This is a genomic window from Sutterella faecalis (assembly GCF_006337085.1).
GTDB classification, from domain to species: Bacteria; Pseudomonadota; Gammaproteobacteria; order Burkholderiales; family Burkholderiaceae_F; genus Sutterella; species Sutterella faecalis.
Genome location: NZ_CP040882.1, coordinates 672,743 through 688,542, shown reverse-complemented (window position 1 = coordinate 688,542; position 15,800 = coordinate 672,743). Strand labels below are relative to the sequence as shown.

Sequence of the window (15,800 nt, the reverse complement as noted above, 5' to 3'; positions counted from 1 at the left end):
CCTCCTGTCGGTTGGCTTCTCATAAGAGATGCTGGAAACCTAAAAAGGAAGAAGAAAATGATTTCCCGTCGTAATCTCCTGAGAGGATCTGCGGCCATTTCCGCTGCTGGTCCGCTTGTCCCCGCTGCCTTTGCCGCTCAGGCAGACCCCAAGAAAAGCGATGCGTACGACATCGTCATCCTCGGTGCCGGTACGGCCGGCCTGGTTGCAGCCATTGAGGCGCATGACCTGGGGTTGAAGCCTGTCGTGCTTGAAAAGATGGACTATGCAGCAGGCAACTCGCTCTATGCTTCGGGCGGAATTGCCGCCTGGGGAACGCCTCAGCAAAAGGCTGAAGGCCATGAGGAAAGCCGTGAAGCATTCCGCGCCGATATGATGAAGGTGTCGGAAAATCGCGCTGATCCCGCTCTCGTCGACACGTACGTCTCGCATATCGGCGAAGATCTTGAGTGGCTCAAAAGCCATGTCGGCGTTCAATTCGGCAAGATCGGCCGCAAGCCGTGGCCGCTTCTCTACCGGATGCACAACGTGGACGGCAAGGGGCTGACCGGCGGTGCGAGGCTCATCCGCGATCTGCTCAAAGCGCTTCAGGACCGCGGCATTCCATTGCTTTTCAATACAAAAGCAATGGAGCTCATTACGGACGAGCACTTCCGCGTTGTTGGCGTCAAGACGGTTACCGATGACGGGTGGAAGAATTTCTATGCCAGGGACGGCGTTCTCATAGCGACAGGCGGCTTTTCCGGCAGTCGGGAAATGCTCTGCCGCTACATGGGCGGACCGCTTTCACGGCTCGTCCTCCGCGGCTCACCCTACGTGACGGGAGAAAACATTCTTCTCACGGCTCCGCTCGGCGCCAAGTTTGTTCACATGGATCAGTTCCACTGCGGCCCGATCGTTGAGGAAACGCATGCGAATCCGAATTTCGTGATCGACGCAGGTGTGGGCATTGATGTCGACGTGCGCGGCAAGCGCTTCATGGACGAGATCTATACCTACACGCAGAAATCCATGGCAACGGCTACAAGAACGCCGGAGAACCTCGCCTACCATTTGATTGACAGTCATTGGCCCAAAGCGGCTTCTGCAGCTAAAAAATTTATTGAAATGAAGACCAGGGTGCTGGTCGCCGATACGCCGGAGGAACTCGCAAAGAAGATGGGGATTGATCCCAAGGTTTTCACGGATCTGTTTGCCGAATTCAACAGGGCCCTTAAGGAGGGACGTCTGAAGGAAATGAATCCTCCGTGCTCACTCGATGAACCCACGCCTCTTGATCAGGGGCCGTTCTATGCCTTTCCCTTCCAGGGCGGCATTACGGCGACCTTCGGCGGGCCGAAGATCAACGAAAAGGCGCAGGTCATGACCAATGAGGATCGCCCGATTAAAGGACTCTATGCAGCAGGGAATGCTGCGGGCGGACTTTTCTACGGCAACTACATCGGCGGTACTCAGTTGGGCGGCGCTCTGGTGTTCGGGCGCATTGCTGCCCGGCAGATGGCTTTGTCGCACAGAATGGGCTAAGGGGGAAGAAAAAATGAAAAAAGAGCTGTTTTGCATTCTTGGTCTGTTGTGCCTCTCAGGAGCTATCGCAGCGCAGCCGGTAATGGCTGATCGTCATGCGGCGCGCGGAATGGGCTGCGAGGCATGCCACGCAGCCAATGACAAAACGAGGCCGGTGCGCAAGGATGCATGCCTCAAATGTCATGGAAGCTATGAGGCAATGGCGAAGAGAACGGAGAAGGTTGTTCCTAACCCGCACTTCAATCATTACGGTGACCGCGACTGCACGACCTGTCACAAGGGTCATCAGCAAAGCGTTGTTTCCTGCAATGCGTGTCATCAGTTTGATCTGAAGACGCCCTGATTGACGAGCCTCTGAGGCCAAGCAAAATAAACGGGAAGGCACGGCGCAAACCGTCCTTCCCGTTCTCAGCTTCTGCATGAGCTCACCCCGGATCCCGGGATGAGCCGTCATTCATCAGAAGAAGCCGCGCTTCTTTTCCGAGAGGCTTACGTAGATGTTCTTCATCTGGCTGTAGTGCTCAAGGATCACCTTGTGCGTCTCGCGGCCGATGCCGGACTTCTTGTAGCCGCCGAAAGGCGTGTGAGCCGGGAGCTCGTTGTAGGTGTTGACCCACATGCGGCCCGTGCGCACGCCGCGGGCAACGCGGAAGGCGCGGTTGATGTCGCGCGTCCAGACGGCGCCGCCGAGACCATACTCAGAGTCGTTCGCCATGGCGAGGACTTCTTCCTCGGTCTTGAACTTCACGACGCAGGCGACCGGCCCGAAGATTTCCTCCTGGCAGACATTCATCGAGTTCTCGCAGTCGACGATGAGCGTCGGGCGCATGAAGGCGCCCTTCATGCCGGGAACCTGAGCGCGTTCGCCGCCCGTGAGGACGCGGGCGCCTTCCTTCTTCGCTTCCTCGACCCAGCCGAGGATCTTTTCGAGCTGGCGTTCATTCACCTGGGAGCCCATCTGGGTATCCATCGACATGGGGTTCCCGACCTTCACCTTGCTGAAGGCCTCGGCGAGCTTCGCGACGAATTCGTCGTAGATCCCTTCCTGAACGAAGATGCGCGAGCCCGCGCAGCAGACCTGGCCCTGGTTGAAGAGGATGCCGATCTGGGCGCCTTCAATGGCCTTGTCCATCTGGCAGTCGTTGAAGTAGATGTTGGCGGACTTGCCGCCCAATTCGAGCGTGGCCGGAATGATCTGCTTTGCGGCGGCGAGGCCCACGTCGCGGCCGACTTCGGTCGAGCCCGTGAAGGCGAGCTTGTCGAAGCCGGGGTTGTCGAGCATCGCCTGACCCGAAACGGAGCCGCGGCCGGTAATCACGTTGACGACGCCCGGCGGGAGGATCTCATTGAGGATTTCGCCGAGGACGTTGAGCGAAAGCGGCGTCGTCGACGAGGACTTGATGACGACGGTGTTGCCGGCGGCGATCGCCGGCGCAATCTTCCAGGCGCCCATCAGAAGCGGGAAGTTCCAGGGAACAATCTGGCCGACCACGCCGATCGGCTCGCGCAGAATGATCGAAAGCGTGTTTTCGTCGATCATCGTGGCTTCGCCTTCATCGGCGCGGATGCAGCCCGCGAAGTAGCGGAAGTGGTCCGAGGAGAGCGGCACGTCGACCAGCGTGGTCTCGCGGATGGGCTTGCCGTTGTCGAGCGTTTCAACCGTTGCGAGCTCCTTCGCGCGTTCGTCGATCTTGTCGGCAATCTTGAGAAGAAGCGCAGCGCGTTCCTGAACGGACTTCGCGGCCCAGGCGGGCTGAGCGGCGCGCGCGGCTCTGACGGCGCGCTCCACATCGGCGGCGGAGGCGTCGGCGCAGGACGCAAGCTTCTCGCCCGTCGCGGGATTGAACGTGTCGAAGGTGCGGCCGCCTTCGGCCTCGACCCATTCGCCGTTGATGAGAAGGCCGTAGCGATCCTTAATGTACTGAGTCATGGAAATGCTCCTAAAACTTTTCCTGAAATATCCTTGCGAAAGGGGAGGAAGCTCAAGAGGCTTCGCTCGCGTTTCGCGTCTCTTGTTGAGAAAAGATTAGGAGCGGCCGGATTCATTTGGAATCAGCCGTCGGAAGGGGATTCTGCTTTTCTGGAACTAGTCCTTCAGACCGAAGAAGAAACCCGGGACGCCTCAGAAAGACGTGTCTTTGGCCGGATCGCCTTCTGCGAGAAGGAAGTACAAATTTTTACAGACAAGTCAATCAGTTCCTATCGAGTCGATAGGGCGCCGAAAGGCTTGAACGCCCTCAGGCCGGCACTTCCGGGGAAGTGCCGGCCAAGGCGTCAGAATGCGTTCTCCGGCCTCAGGATGAAAAGCGTATGCGATACGCCGAGGTCCGGGTGCTCGGATTCAATGGCAAAGCCCGCGGCGGCAAAGATGCGCCGTAGTTCCGCGCCGTTGAAGAATTTGCTGTTGCCGTTCGCAAGCACGGTGAAGTAGAGGCTCGTTGCGGCGAGCGACAGTTCCGCGGCCCGATGGCGCTGCTCGTCGACGATGGGCTCGAGCACGGCAAGGCGCGAATTTTGGGTCATCGCGCGTCTTGTGCGCGTGAGGATGCTCACGGCTTCCGTTTCAGAGAAGCAGTCAAGGAACTGGCTCATCCAGTAGAGGTCGGCGCCCTCGGCCTGCGGACGGTCGGTGAGTTCGTCCGGGGTGAGCCAGTCGATGGCGACGCCTGAGAGCCTCGCGCGCACCTCAGCGAGCTCGGGTCTCCGGGGAAGCGCGTCGACCTCGACCGGAAGATCCGCAATGACGGCCTTCGCCTCCGGGAAGCGAAGGAGGAAGGCCTTTGAGAAGCGCCCGGTATTGCCGCCAATGTCGACGAGCGTCAGGGGGCTCGTCTGCGGGAACATCCGGGCGAGGATATCGAGCGCCGCGCCGTAAGCCTGGTCGCTGTGCCAGTGGTCGAACCCGAACCAGGCGCTTCTGGCTTCCCCGGGGAGTTCCGGCAGATGCGGGTAGATGGTCTTCCATCCGGGGTTGAAGGCTTTGAGGCCCGCGGGCTTTCCTTCTGCGAGCGCCTCGCGCGTAAAGGCAAGTCCCGCATAGCAGACGGATTCGGAAAAGAAGAAGTTCGCCCGCGTCATCTCGTCATAGACGAGAAGGTCGCCCGTCGGAGTGGTTTTGAGGCCATGCCCGGATTTTCCGTTCTCTTCGCCCTGGGCCAATGCCGTGCGTTCAAGAATTCCGGCGGGAACGAGCATGTCGGTCACGACTTCGGCCGCATAGGCGGTCATGCCGGCTTTTCCTGCCGCTTCATCAGAGCTGATGCCGGGGTTTTCTGCAATGACTTTGAAAAGCCCGGAGCGAAGTGCGGCCGCGGCGGCCTGAAAGATCAGCGGCGCAAAGGCAAGGCGCTGCGCGCTTTCAAGGGTCTCAAGGTAGTTCGGACGGTTTCTGCGAAGCATGGGAATTGTGAAAAAAATCAGAGAAAAGCCCGGACGTGGGAATGGAATTCCTCAAGGAGCTCCTCAGGGGAGAGCGTGAGGATTTCGACCGATCTTTCGGGAGGGAAGCCGAGGAGCGTGAGGTGCCCGGCAGGGGTTTCAAGAAACTCGATGGGGACGGCGCGGCCGGCGGGATTCCGGGCGATGAGTCCGTCTTCCCAGAGAATTTCGACCTCGGGCGGACGAGCGTATTTGGAGAGAAGCTCCTCATGCACGGGCGAGGCAGCGGCCGACTTTCTGTCTTCGCCGTTGAATTTCTGAGCGCATTCAATCGCGCCCCAGGCGGCGAGGAAGGCTTCATCGGCCAGGCGGGCGTCGGTTTTCTGAAGTTCCCCGACGGCTTTTGCAAACGCTTCTCCGAGGGCGAACTCCGCCAGACCGCAGAGGCGTTCGTGGGTTTTCAGAATCTCGAGGTCGATTCCGGCGCGGCGGCGCGAAAGGCTCGCCGCGACACCGTCTTCCGTGTGGGCAATCGCAATGCGTCCGAAGGGGCGTCCCTCATAGTCGGCGAGAAGCGGCCCTTCGGGGGGCTGCTCGCGCAGAAAGTAGGAGCCGGAGGAAACTTCCGAGGCAATATTGGCGAGCCGCTGCGCGAGAAGTCTTCCGTAGAGGCTCTGACGGCGGCGGTGCGGATTCTGAAAGCGCGAGAGGCGCGAGCGCGTCTGAGCGGGGAGCATGTCCTCCAGTTCTCCCTCGAGCGCCGGATCGATCTCGCGGGGGAGCTTCGTCACGAGAACGACGCCTCCTTCCGGGGGCTCGGGCTCCCAGGCTTCATCGTCGATGTCGGTGAGAAGCTCCCCGGCATCGTCGAAGTCGGGCGCAAAAAGCTCGGAGAGCACCGCCCGGGAGCGGCTGCCGTCGGAAAAGGCCTGAGGCTTCAGAAATCTGAGGCCGCTGAGAGCAATGGGCATGGCTGATCAGTCCTCAAGCTTTCGGAAAATGAGACTTGTATTGATGCCGCCGAAGGCAAAGTTGTTGCTCATCACGGCGCGCTGCGGGAGTTCGCGCACATGGTCTCTGACGTACGCGAGCGGCGCGCAGGCGGGATCGGGATTCTCGAGGTTGAGGACGGGCGAGACGAAGCCCTCGAGCATCCCGCGGATCGCGAAGATCGCCTCGAGCGCGCCGCAGGCGCCGAGCGTGTGGCCCATGTGTCCCTTGTAGGTGGTGTAGGGCGTATGGCCGCCGAAGACCTCAAAGGTCGCATGGCTTTCAGCCACGTCGCCGCGGTCGGTGGCCGTGCCGTGGCCGTTCACGAGATCGATGTCGGCGGGCTCCATCCCGGCATCCTCGAGCGCGAGCCGCATGGCGGCGGCCATCTGGGCGGACTCGGGGCTCGTGATGTGCGAGCCGTCGGCATTCGTGCCGTAGCCCGCAACCTCGGCGTAGATCCTCGCGCCCCGGGCTCTGGCGTGTTCGTACTCCTCTAGGATGAGGGCGCCCGAACCTTCGCCCACGACGAGGCCGTCGCGGTCGCGGTCAAAGGGCCGCGGCGTATGCGAGGGGTCGTCGTTCCAGCGCACGCTCGTCGCAAAGAGCGTGTCGAAAATGGCTGCATCCGTGGCGTCAAGCTCTTCGCAGCCGCCCGCGATCATCACGTCCGCGCGGCCGGTGGCAATGGTCTCATAGGCGGATCCAATCCCCTGGGAGCCCGACGTGCAGGCCGAGGAGGTCGTGCAGATCCGGCCCTTGCAGCCGAAGAAGACGCTGATGTTGACGGGAGCCGTGTGCGCCATCATGCGCACGTACGTGGTCGCGGTGATGCCGCGGCAGCTCGAGGACAGTATGAGGTGAGCGAGCTCGGCGACGGCGGCGGGCTGCCCGGCAGAGGACCCGAAGGCGACGCCCGTTCTGGGCGAAGCGACGACGGGATCGTCGAGGAGTCCCGCATCAATGAGCGCATCGCGCGCGGTTTTGACCGCCATCAGGGCGACGCGGCCCATCGAGCGCGTGCGCTTACGCGTAAAAATCGCCGGATCGAGCTCAAAGGGCGCTGCAGGAGCGGCAACGCGCGTATTGAGGTCCTCGAGCTTTTCCCATTCCGTCATATGACGGATGCCGCTCTTATTGGCTTCGAGCGACGCGCGGACTTCTTCCCAGGTTGAACCGATCGGGGAGATCGCGGCCATGCCGGTGACGACCACGCGGCGCGGAGTAATGGGGAGCTTCATCAGAAAATGCCTCCCGAAACCGGAATGACGGCGCGGGTGATGTAGCCCGCTTCGTCGGAAAGGAGAAAAGCGGCGAGACCGGCAACTTCCTCAGGCTTCCCGAGGCGCCGCATGGGGACGTAGGGAAGAATCCGTTCGCGGTCCTCCGCCGTCACCATGTCGGTGTCGATCACGCCGGGCGCGATGACGTTCACCGTAATGCCGCGGGAGGCGAGCTCGGCCGAAAGGGCCTTGGCCGCGCCGATGAGCCCCGCCTTGGCGGCGGAATAGTTGGTCTGGCCCCGGGTGCCCGTGATGCCCGACACCGAGCTCATCACGATGATGCGGCCCGAGCGCCGTCTCGCCATCGGGAGAATCAGGGGCTTCAAGACGTTATAGAAGCCCCCGAGGTCCGTTTCAAGCACGAGATCCCAGTCTTCCTCGCTCATGCCGGCCAAGGGCCCGTCGCGGTTGATGCCGGCATTGAGAATCACGCCCCAGAAGGGGCCCTGTTCGGCCGTGAACTCCGTTAGTGCCGTCTGGGCGGCCGCACGGTCGGTCACGTCGAAGTAGAGCGCATGGGCTTTGGCCCCCATGTCCTCAAGGGCTTTGAGAACTTCATCCGCCTGGGGCGAAGGCTTTCTCCCGGTAATCACGACTTCGTAGCCCTCGCGCGCAATGCGAAGCGCCATGGCGCGTCCGATGCCGCGCGTGGCGCCGGTGATCAGAACGCGGCGGGGTCCGGTTTCAGCTTCAGCTTTCCTCTGGCGCATCACGCCGGATGCGGCTGCCGGGGAAGAAGGAGACATAGTGCAGGAATTCAAAATGGTAGAAGGGAGAAATTGTATTTCGGGAGCGCTTCTCTGCGCAGAGGATCCCGGGTCCGGAATTTCTATCGAAGACGGTCGAAATAGCCTTCCGGGGGATTGAAGACGTTGAGAAGCGCCCGGCCGGCCGGTTCCTCGCGCGCTTCGTTCCCCTGGGGGCAGACCGTCACGCGGCAGTCGAACTGCCAGAGACCCTCGTCGCTCTCGAAGCTCTTTTCCACGCTGCAGAGGAGCACGTCGCCCGGGAGGAACCAGGGACGCTCGAACTCCATTCTGCGCGTCCCGAGAAGAAGCCCCGCTCCGGGCGCCCTGCCGTTCATGCGCTCGATGCGGCCGGCGTAGATGCCGATCGTCTGCGCCATGACTTCAATGAGGGCGAGGGCCGGGAAGCGCCCTTCATCGTCGATCGCAATGGCGTCGGAACGGATGACGGTACGGGACTTGGCGCCCTGGTCGTTCGCCGAGAGCACCTCATCGATGAAGCGCATCGGGGGTTCCTGGGCGATGAAGTCGCCGGCGGGCGCCGGAAAAGCGAATAAGGCATCGGCCGGAGTAGCGGTCACAGGCATTTTTCAAATAGAAGTGCGGCGTTGCTGCCACCGAAGGCGAAAGCGGAAACGAGGATGCGGGGAATGACGAGTTCGCGTGGGGCGTCCGAATCCGTAAGCGACTTGAGAAACGCTTCCGGGAGCCTCTCGTCGGCGAAGGCGCGTTCGCCCGCAAAAAAGTTGTTGGGGAGCTTTCCGCCTTTTTCGAGAAGCGCGCAGGCGGCAGCGGCATTCATGGCGCCCGCGCCCGCAAGCTGATGCCCGACGGCGCGCTTGAGGGAGGCCGCAGGGACGCCGGGAAGGAGTTCCGCCATCACACGTGCTTCCATGGCGTCGTTCTGCTCGGTTGCCGTGCCGTGAAGGAGCGCAAAGCCTGTGTCTGAAGGAGCGAGATCGCCCAATGCTTCAAGGATTGCGCGCTTCGCGCCGTCGCCCGTCGGGTCCGGGGCGCAGATGTGGTGCGCGTCCGAGGATTCGCCGAAGCCGCGAAGGCGGACGCGGGTTTCCGGAAATTTATCCGCCTCGGTCGTCATCAGGAGAAAGCCGCCGCCTTCCGCGAGGTGAAGGCCCGCGCGGTCCCGGCGGAAGGGCTTCGCGCGTTCAGGGCTTCGAGCGCCCAACGCAGAGAAGCCCGCAAGGGTCATGGGCGAGAGCACGTCGAGGCCGCCGGCGACAATCGCCTTCACGCGGCCGCGTGCGAGAAGCCTCGCGCCTTCGGCAATGGCCTTGGCGCCCGCCGTGCAGGCGGTTGAAACGGTAAAGACCGGGCCGGCAATCCCGAATGCGCGGGCAATCAGGGGCGCCGTGCGGCCGATTTCCATCATTCGCCAGCGCTTCACGGGGGAAGCTTCGTTTTCCCGGATGCGCTCCGCGGCCTCGGGCGTCCCCGCCGTGGTGGCGCCGAAAATGAAGCCGATGTCGGAAAGATCGACGCCGGCGGAGCGCGCGCGTTCAAAGAGCGGCGCCGTGAGGGCGAGCGCGAGAAGGAGTTCCCGGGATTCCTCTTCTTCTTCAATGCCGAGGTCCCGGGCAATGCGGCGGCCTTTTTTGAGGACTTCCCCGGGCGCAGCCCCGTCTGGAATTTCTGAAAAAGGCTCGGGCGATGCGAGGCGCTCGAGGAACCTCTCCGGATCGTCGCCGAGGGCGGAGAGCATCGTCGAAGCGGGAATCAGAATGGTCGGATTCAGGCCGGAGTCCATGGGCATCACGAAGGAAGAGAAGCGGAAGAAAAGGAGAATTATAGGAAGGCAGGAATCGGGAGTTCGCTGCTACGCAACTGCCGCAGCCTTCTGCGACAGGATTTCGAGCACCGTTCCGAGAACTCCCGAATCGGCTGCCGCGAGAATGACGCCGTCGCGGATGTGTTCGAGGCGCGCGAGGCGTCCGAGAAAGAGAATGAGTCCGGCGACGTCAAGCGCCTCGAGCTGAGCGCGGTCCGGGCGTTCGGGGAAGTCCCTGGGGAGCGCCTCTGCGATCTCGTCGGCAGAAAGAAGAGCGGCGAGGCTCTTTTCCATCGCTTCCGCATTTCGCCAGAAGTCGATGGTTTCGCGCGCGTAGCGCACGAAGTAGATCCGGTTGTCGGATGCCGCCGCCCATTCGCCGGCTCGGGTTTGGGCGAGAAACGACCGGTACCCGAGGAGCGCCGTCATTTCCGGAGACGCGAGAAGCGCCCGTCGGCTGCGGGCCTTCTCCCGCAGCGCCTGATAGGCGTCGATTGCCCCCTCGCTTCCGATTGCTTCCTTCGGATAGCGGCTCTCCAGAACGGCAAGCTTTGCCGAAATCGCCGCGTCAAGATTCACGCCGAGCCGGTCGGCAATGAGAATGAGATAGGACGCGACGTCGGCGATTTCTGAAGCGGCCGCAGCTTTTTCGCGCGGCGTGAGCTCGGCTTCGGTCGTCTTCCACTGAAAGCATTCCAGAAGCTCGGCGGCTTCGATGACGATGGATTCGGCAAGATTTTTCGGACTATGGTGCCGGGCCCATCCGCGGGAATCCCGGAATCGGAGAAGCGCTTCCGCCGCAGCGGGGGAAATGCCGTTTGGAAGAGATGACTGCATGCTCGAAGGATGGTGAGAAAGACAGATCGAATTTTGTTACGTGCTTGAGGGCTCGGGCGCTCTAATATTCGCTCCCGAATGGGAGAGCGGACGGGAGCTTCAGGCTTCGGTCGAGGCGTCTCCCGAAAGTTTATCTTGTGGGACAGATATCTAAATGCCGCTTCTAAAGAAAACCGCGTTCGGCCTTATTCTTGCCTTTGCTGCGGGACTTGCCGCCGCAGCCGGGAATACGCAGATCGAATCCTTCAATCAGGCAAAGAAGACGCTCGAGCGCGAGGTCTATCAGGACCACCGCATCACGTTCTACTGCCAGGCGCCCTTCGACAGCCGGAAGAACATCACGCTTCCCGCGGGCTTCACGACCCCGAAGCACGAAAAGCGCGCCCACCGCATTGAGTGGGAGCACGTGGTTCCGGCCGAAAACTTCGGGCGCGCCTTCAGCGAATGGCGCGACGGCGCTGATGTCTGCGTCGACAACAAGGGCAGGAACTTCAAGGGCAGAAAGTGCGCGGAAAAGGCGAATCGCGAATACCGCCTGATGCAGAGCGACCTCTACAACCTCTATCCGGCAATCGGCGCCGTGAATGCGCTCCGTTCCAACTACAACTATGCGCTGCTGCCGGACGTTCCCCCGACCTTCGGCTCCTGCCCGATGAAGGTCTCCGGCAACCGTGCGGAACCCCCGGAATACACCCGCGGTGCGATCGCTCGTACGACGCTCTACATGGCGGAGAGTTATCCCAAATACAGGCTCTCGAGCCAGCAGCGCCAGCTGATGGAAGCCTGGAACCGCATGTACAAGCCCGATGAGTGGGAGTGCCTGCGCGCGAAGCGCATCGAGCGCATTCAGGGGAACGAAAATCATTTCGTGACGGAAGCCTGTCGCGCGGCCGGAATCCGTCAATAACGTCCCCGCGCCTGCAAAGCGCTTTGCGGGAAACGCCTGTTAACGAGTTTTCCGGCTGCGGGCTCATTCCGAAGGGCCCGCAGCCGGCGGGCCTCGCGTAAGATTTGAGGCGAATTTCAGGTTTCGGGCGCAATATTCTTCTATCCGAAGCTTCGGCTTAATAAGGTGGCTTTTGCATGCATCGGCTCTATGGATTCATTCGGGCGCATTCCGGTGCCGTTCTTGTTGTCCTTGCGGCAGCGCTTGCGGCTGAGGCGGGCTTCATCTGCTGGCAGCGGTCCGTGCAGACGGAAATCGTGAACCGCCTGATCGAGGGCGAAGATCTGCCGCCGGAGATTTTGATAACGGCTACGCCGGTAGAGGACAGTCTCTTCGTGAGGCGCGACCGGCTTCATGTCATCGTCGCGTCGAGCGTCTATTCGTCGGATTCATCGGTCGCGCCCCTTACGCTCGACTTTGATGTCGTGGCGCATTTCGGCCCCTTCGGCCTCAACGGCGACATTTATCCGCTCAACTCCACAGCGAGCACCGCAGAATTGCTCGTAAAGCTTGCGGGAACGCATCCGAGGCTTGCCATCCGTTATCACTACGCCGTCTTTGCTCAGGAACTTCGGATTACCGCGACGGCAACTCCCTTTGACATGCAGCTCGACGCCGTTGAGCGCGGGGTCGGCCCGGTGTCCTGGAGCCTTGCGGCAAGAAAGCCCGTTGCGCTCAGACTTGCGCTCACGAAAAAGGAGGGGTTGAAGGCCGAGATCGAAGCCCCGGAAATTTCGGGGAGCCTCACGGATCCTGCAGCCAATATTCTGAAGGGAAGCGCTGAAGACGTGAAGGCTGCCGCCCGTCTTGAGCTTGCCGGAAAAAAGCCGGGCGACTGGTACGTCAAGTCCGCACGCGTGACGGCCGCGAAGGGCGGCTTTGAAGCCGGGGACTGGCGGGGCGCTCTGACGGGAAGGTTTACGAAGATTGTCTCGAAAATTGAGGAAAGTCCTGCCGACCTTCAGGAAGGTCGCCTTTCGGGCGCCTATGACGCGAGAGCCGCGACCTTTGACATCGGCGTGGATTCCTCTCAGCCCGGGCTCGCAAAGCATGTCGCCGGGAAGAACTTTATTCTGAGATTCACGGCCGACCGGGTTCCCGCCGAGCTCTTCAAGTCGCTCGATGAATATCGGATCGGGAGGCTTCTCACGGAGTCGGGGCCGATGCACCTCAGGATTGAGGAATTCGCCATGCGCTCCGTCGGACGGGAAGGCGAGGCAAAGTTCACGGCTGATCTGAAGGCCGGGCAGTCTGCGAAAACTGCCATGGAGCGCTCCGCATCGCGCGGCGCAGCGGCTCTGCGGTCGCATTCAGACGAAGAAAAGCCGGATCTCGACTGGAATTTTTCCATCGATGCGCCCGAATCCCTCATCGATCTCGCTGAAATCATTCTTCACGGCGCCCGGCCGGATATGCGGGATCTTTCCCTCAAGTCCCTGATGGTGCCCAAGGATGAGAATGGCATCCGGCACTACCTTTCGGAACGGTCAAGCGCATCAGCGCCATAAATTGAATCTATGTTTGTATACGCATTATCCGAAATCAGCGTTGAAGGGGTAGTTTTAGAGATTTTTTAAAAATACTGAAAAATCAATCAAATGTTGAGGGGGTGCGGGTTTGCCGCTCTCCAGTGTCTTTAAGGCAATGTTAGAATTAAGGGTATAAAAATAAGCAAATCCCCTTAATTCATCCACGCGGTACCTTTGGGCGCGGATGATTTGGAGCATCCGGATGCCCTCAGCCCGAAATCAGACAATTCAGACGGCGGCCCTTCAGGCCGGCGCTCAGGGGCGCACGCGATCCCGGCGCGCCCAGACGCTTCCGAGAGAAGCGTCCCGCAGCGAATCCAAAGCAGAGGAAGCGCCGAAAGCGAGCGTTTCCGATCTGATGGATCGCCCGCACCTGCTCCCGGGGTGGATCGATCCGGTTGAGCCCGCAGATCTCGTCGCCGCACGGCGCGACATTCACCGCACGCCCGAACCGGGCTGGAGCGAATTCATCGCGACGGCGCGGCTCGCGGAAGCCTTTCGCAGCGCGGGCTTCTCGATTACGTACGGACCTCAATTCATCTCGCCTCAGTTCGTAAGAGGCCGGGACCCTGAAGAAGTCGAAAAGGGACGCCGCTTTGCACTCGAGGTGGGCGTCCCGCCCGAGGAAATACGCCGCATCGGCGACTATCCGGGGCTCCTTGCCGCCTGGGATACCGGACGGCCCGGGCGTACGATCGCCATTCGCATCGAACTCGATGCGCTGGCCGTTGAGGAACCTGAAAGTCCGGCGCATCTGCCTTTCCGCGAGGGGTTTGCCTCGGTGAGGCACGGCGTCATGCATGCCTGCGGCCACGACGGTCATCAGGCCGCGGCGATTGCGCTTGCGCGCTTTATTGCCGCCAATGCCGATCGTCTTGCCGGGAAAATCATCTTCATCTGCCAGCCGGCCGAGGAAGGATCGCGCGGCGCCTATCCGATTCTGCAGTCGGGCGTGCTTCACGGCGTCGACACGATTTTCTGCGCTCATATTGCGCCCGAACTCGAGGTTGGTGAAGTCGTGGCGGAACCCACGAAGCTTCTTTCGACCACGAAGATCGACTTTGAATTCACGGGCCGCGCGGCCCACGCGGGCGCTCATCCTCAGGCAGGCCGCAATGCGCTCCTTGCAGCCGCAAATGCCGCCATCAACATCATGGCGTTGCCGCGGCACGAGGACGGCATGACGCGCGTCAACGTCGGTCAGCTCCACGCGGGCGAGGGCAGAAACATTGTTCCTTCGCACGCCTGGATGGAGGTCGAGGTGCGCGGCGAAAACGCCGCCGTCAACCGCGACCTCGCGGCCGACGCGCTCCTGCGCGCTCAGGGAGCCGCAATGGGCTACGGCGTCGAATGCCGGCAGAAGATTGTCGGGGAAGCGATCGACTTCGTGCCAGATCCGGCGATTTCTCAGCTCATCACCGTCTGCGCGAGAAGAGCGAGAGGGTGCGTGAAGGTCGTTCCCTACTGGCCCGTCAACAGCTCCGACGACGGCACGCTCCTCATGCGTTCCGTCCAGGATGCGGGAGGAAAGGCCGGCTACTTCATCGTGGGCGGCGCCTTTGCGGGAAATGCCGTCAAGCCCGCAGTTGATTTTGATGAACGCGCGCTTGTGACCCTCTACGACACGTGGACCAATCTCATCGTGGCGCTTCTCGGCAACTGGCGCTGAAGCCCGGGATGCGGGCGCGGAGGAGGCGAAGCAGCGGCGGGGAGACCGATGGATTCTGCTTTCGACCTAGGCTGTAAGGTTGGCTAAATCTTCTCCGCGTATAAATCCTTCCATTCAGGGTTCCCGTCCCGAGCGGCTTTTATTGAGAAGCCGCTCCTTATTAAAGAGACCCGCGGGAACTTCATAAGGGATGTTCACCAGAAGGATCAGACACAAAATGATGAAGACTACGATCGCCGCTGCGCTCGCCCTCGCTCTTGCCTCCGGCGCCGCCATGGCCGAATTCAAGGACTTCACGGTCAACGGCCAGCTCGTCACCAAGGCCCAGCAGGAAGCGCTTGCGAGCGAAGCCATCTCGAGCAATCCCAATCCGCATGAAATGATCTCGAACCCGCAGATCGAGGATCAGGTCCGCCAGATGATGATCGAGCAGGTCGTCATGGGCGAATATGCCCGCAAGCAGGGCATCGACAAGCTCCCCGAAGTGCAGGCCGACGTTGCCCGCGCGACCAACATGGTTCTTGAGAACCATGCCGTGCGCGAATTCCTGAAGAAGAACCCGGTTACCGAAAAGGAAATCGAGGCTCAGTACAAGCAGGAAGCCGACCGCTGGGGCGACAAGGAAGTCCGCGTCCGCCACATCCTCGTGAAGTCGGCCGACGAAGCGAAGAAGATCATCGCCGAAATCAATAAGGGCGCTTCCTTTGCGAAGATCGCCGCCGAGAAGTCCCTTGACGACGGTTCCAAGGACGTTGGCGGCATCCTCGACTGGCAGTCTCCCTCCGTCTACACGGGCCAGCTCGCCGAAGCGATCCGCGGCCTGAAGAAGGGCGAAATGGCGAAGGAACCCGTGCAGTCGCCTGCCGGCTTTCACGTCGTCAAGGTTGAGGACGAGCGTCCCGCCCAGCTCTTCCCGAAGTTTGAAGACCGCAAGGAAGAGCTCCGCCACCTCCTCATGCAGCGCAAGGTTCAGCAGTTCATTCATGAACAGATCCTTCGCGCCGACGTGAAGGACGTTGCCGCCAAGTAATGTCTGACCGGAGGATCGGACCGTCAGGTCGTCCTCCGTCAGATGCCTCGAGCGCCGTCCGCGCCGCATTCCCGAATACGGA

14 protein-coding genes are annotated in these 15,800 nt (G+C 61.3%); 6 read left to right on the top strand and 8 right to left on the bottom strand.

Annotated features, from left to right (window positions below; translation table 11 throughout):
- The first annotated feature begins 57 nt into the window (after positions 1-57).
- Both FG381_RS02715 and FG381_RS12875 read left to right on the top strand, forming a co-directional pair.
- On the top strand, positions 58-1,524 hold the full coding sequence (locus tag FG381_RS02715) for an FAD-dependent oxidoreductase (RefSeq protein ID WP_139687430.1): 1,467 nt from the start codon (positions 58-60) through the stop codon (positions 1,522-1,524).
- Entirely contained in the window at positions 1,409-1,867 is a 459-nt protein-coding gene (locus FG381_RS12875) for a cytochrome c3 family protein (protein ID WP_322618360.1), read from the top strand. The genes FG381_RS02715 and FG381_RS12875 overlap by 116 nt, the downstream gene beginning before the upstream one ends.
- Positions 1,868-1,981: 114 nt before the next feature.
- Here the strand turns inward: FG381_RS12875 and FG381_RS02705 are convergent, their stop codons facing one another.
- The 8 genes from FG381_RS02705 to FG381_RS02670 form a co-directional block, all read right to left on the bottom strand.
- Complete coding sequence (locus FG381_RS02705) at positions 1,982-3,454, bottom strand: aldehyde dehydrogenase family protein (protein WP_139687428.1); 1,473 nt, start codon at positions 3,452-3,454, stop codon at positions 1,982-1,984.
- Between the two features lie 344 nt (positions 3,455-3,798).
- Entirely contained in the window at positions 3,799-4,923 is a 1,125-nt protein-coding gene (locus tag FG381_RS02700) for a methyltransferase (RefSeq protein ID WP_139687427.1), read from the bottom strand.
- Between the two features lie 17 nt (positions 4,924-4,940).
- Positions 4,941-5,873 (bottom strand): 4'-phosphopantetheinyl transferase family protein, encoded by a 933-nt coding sequence (locus FG381_RS02695; RefSeq protein ID WP_139687426.1) that lies wholly within the window; start codon positions 5,871-5,873, stop codon positions 4,941-4,943.
- Between the two features lie 6 nt (positions 5,874-5,879).
- Positions 5,880-7,133, bottom strand: a complete 1,254-nt coding sequence (locus FG381_RS02690) for a beta-ketoacyl-ACP synthase (protein WP_139687425.1) — start codon at positions 7,131-7,133, stop codon at positions 5,880-5,882.
- The gene (gene fabG, locus FG381_RS02685) at positions 7,133-7,885 is read right to left on the bottom strand and encodes a 3-oxoacyl-ACP reductase FabG (RefSeq protein WP_139689115.1); all 753 of its coding nucleotides are present in this window, start codon (positions 7,883-7,885) and stop codon (positions 7,133-7,135) included. Before fabG ends, FG381_RS02690 begins: the two co-directional genes overlap by 1 nt.
- A 119-nt stretch (positions 7,886-8,004) precedes the next feature.
- Positions 8,005-8,502, bottom strand: coding sequence for an ApeP family dehydratase (locus tag FG381_RS02680; RefSeq protein ID WP_226960375.1), 498 nt, complete (start codon positions 8,500-8,502; stop codon positions 8,005-8,007).
- Positions 8,499-9,686, bottom strand: a complete 1,188-nt coding sequence (locus tag FG381_RS02675; RefSeq protein WP_165697811.1) for a beta-ketoacyl synthase N-terminal-like domain-containing protein — start codon at positions 9,684-9,686, stop codon at positions 8,499-8,501. The genes FG381_RS02680 and FG381_RS02675 overlap by 4 nt, the downstream gene beginning before the upstream one ends.
- A 69-nt stretch (positions 9,687-9,755) precedes the next feature.
- Positions 9,756-10,544: a nucleotide pyrophosphohydrolase gene (locus tag FG381_RS02670; protein WP_139687422.1), complete on the bottom strand. Its 789-nt coding sequence runs from the start codon at positions 10,542-10,544 to the stop codon at positions 9,756-9,758.
- A 154-nt stretch (positions 10,545-10,698) separates the two neighbouring features.
- On the opposite strand from FG381_RS02670, the gene FG381_RS02665 reads away from it, so the two are divergent.
- From FG381_RS02665 to FG381_RS02650, 4 genes are all read left to right on the top strand, one after another.
- Positions 10,699-11,451 carry an endonuclease gene (locus FG381_RS02665; protein WP_139687421.1) on the top strand — a complete coding sequence of 251 codons (753 nt, stop codon included), beginning with the start codon at positions 10,699-10,701 and terminating at the stop codon, positions 11,449-11,451.
- Positions 11,452-11,627: 176 nt separating this feature from the next.
- The gene (locus FG381_RS02660) at positions 11,628-12,998 is read left to right on the top strand and encodes a hypothetical protein (RefSeq protein WP_139687420.1); all 1,371 of its coding nucleotides are present in this window, start codon (positions 11,628-11,630) and stop codon (positions 12,996-12,998) included.
- A gap of 223 nt (positions 12,999-13,221) precedes the next feature.
- On the top strand, positions 13,222-14,688 hold the full coding sequence (locus FG381_RS02655) for an amidohydrolase (protein WP_228025688.1): 1,467 nt from the start codon (positions 13,222-13,224) through the stop codon (positions 14,686-14,688).
- Positions 14,689-14,905: 217 nt separating this feature from the next.
- The gene (locus FG381_RS02650) at positions 14,906-15,718 is read left to right on the top strand and encodes a peptidylprolyl isomerase (protein ID WP_139687419.1); all 813 of its coding nucleotides are present in this window, start codon (positions 14,906-14,908) and stop codon (positions 15,716-15,718) included.
- Positions 15,719-15,800: the final 82 nt, after the last annotated feature.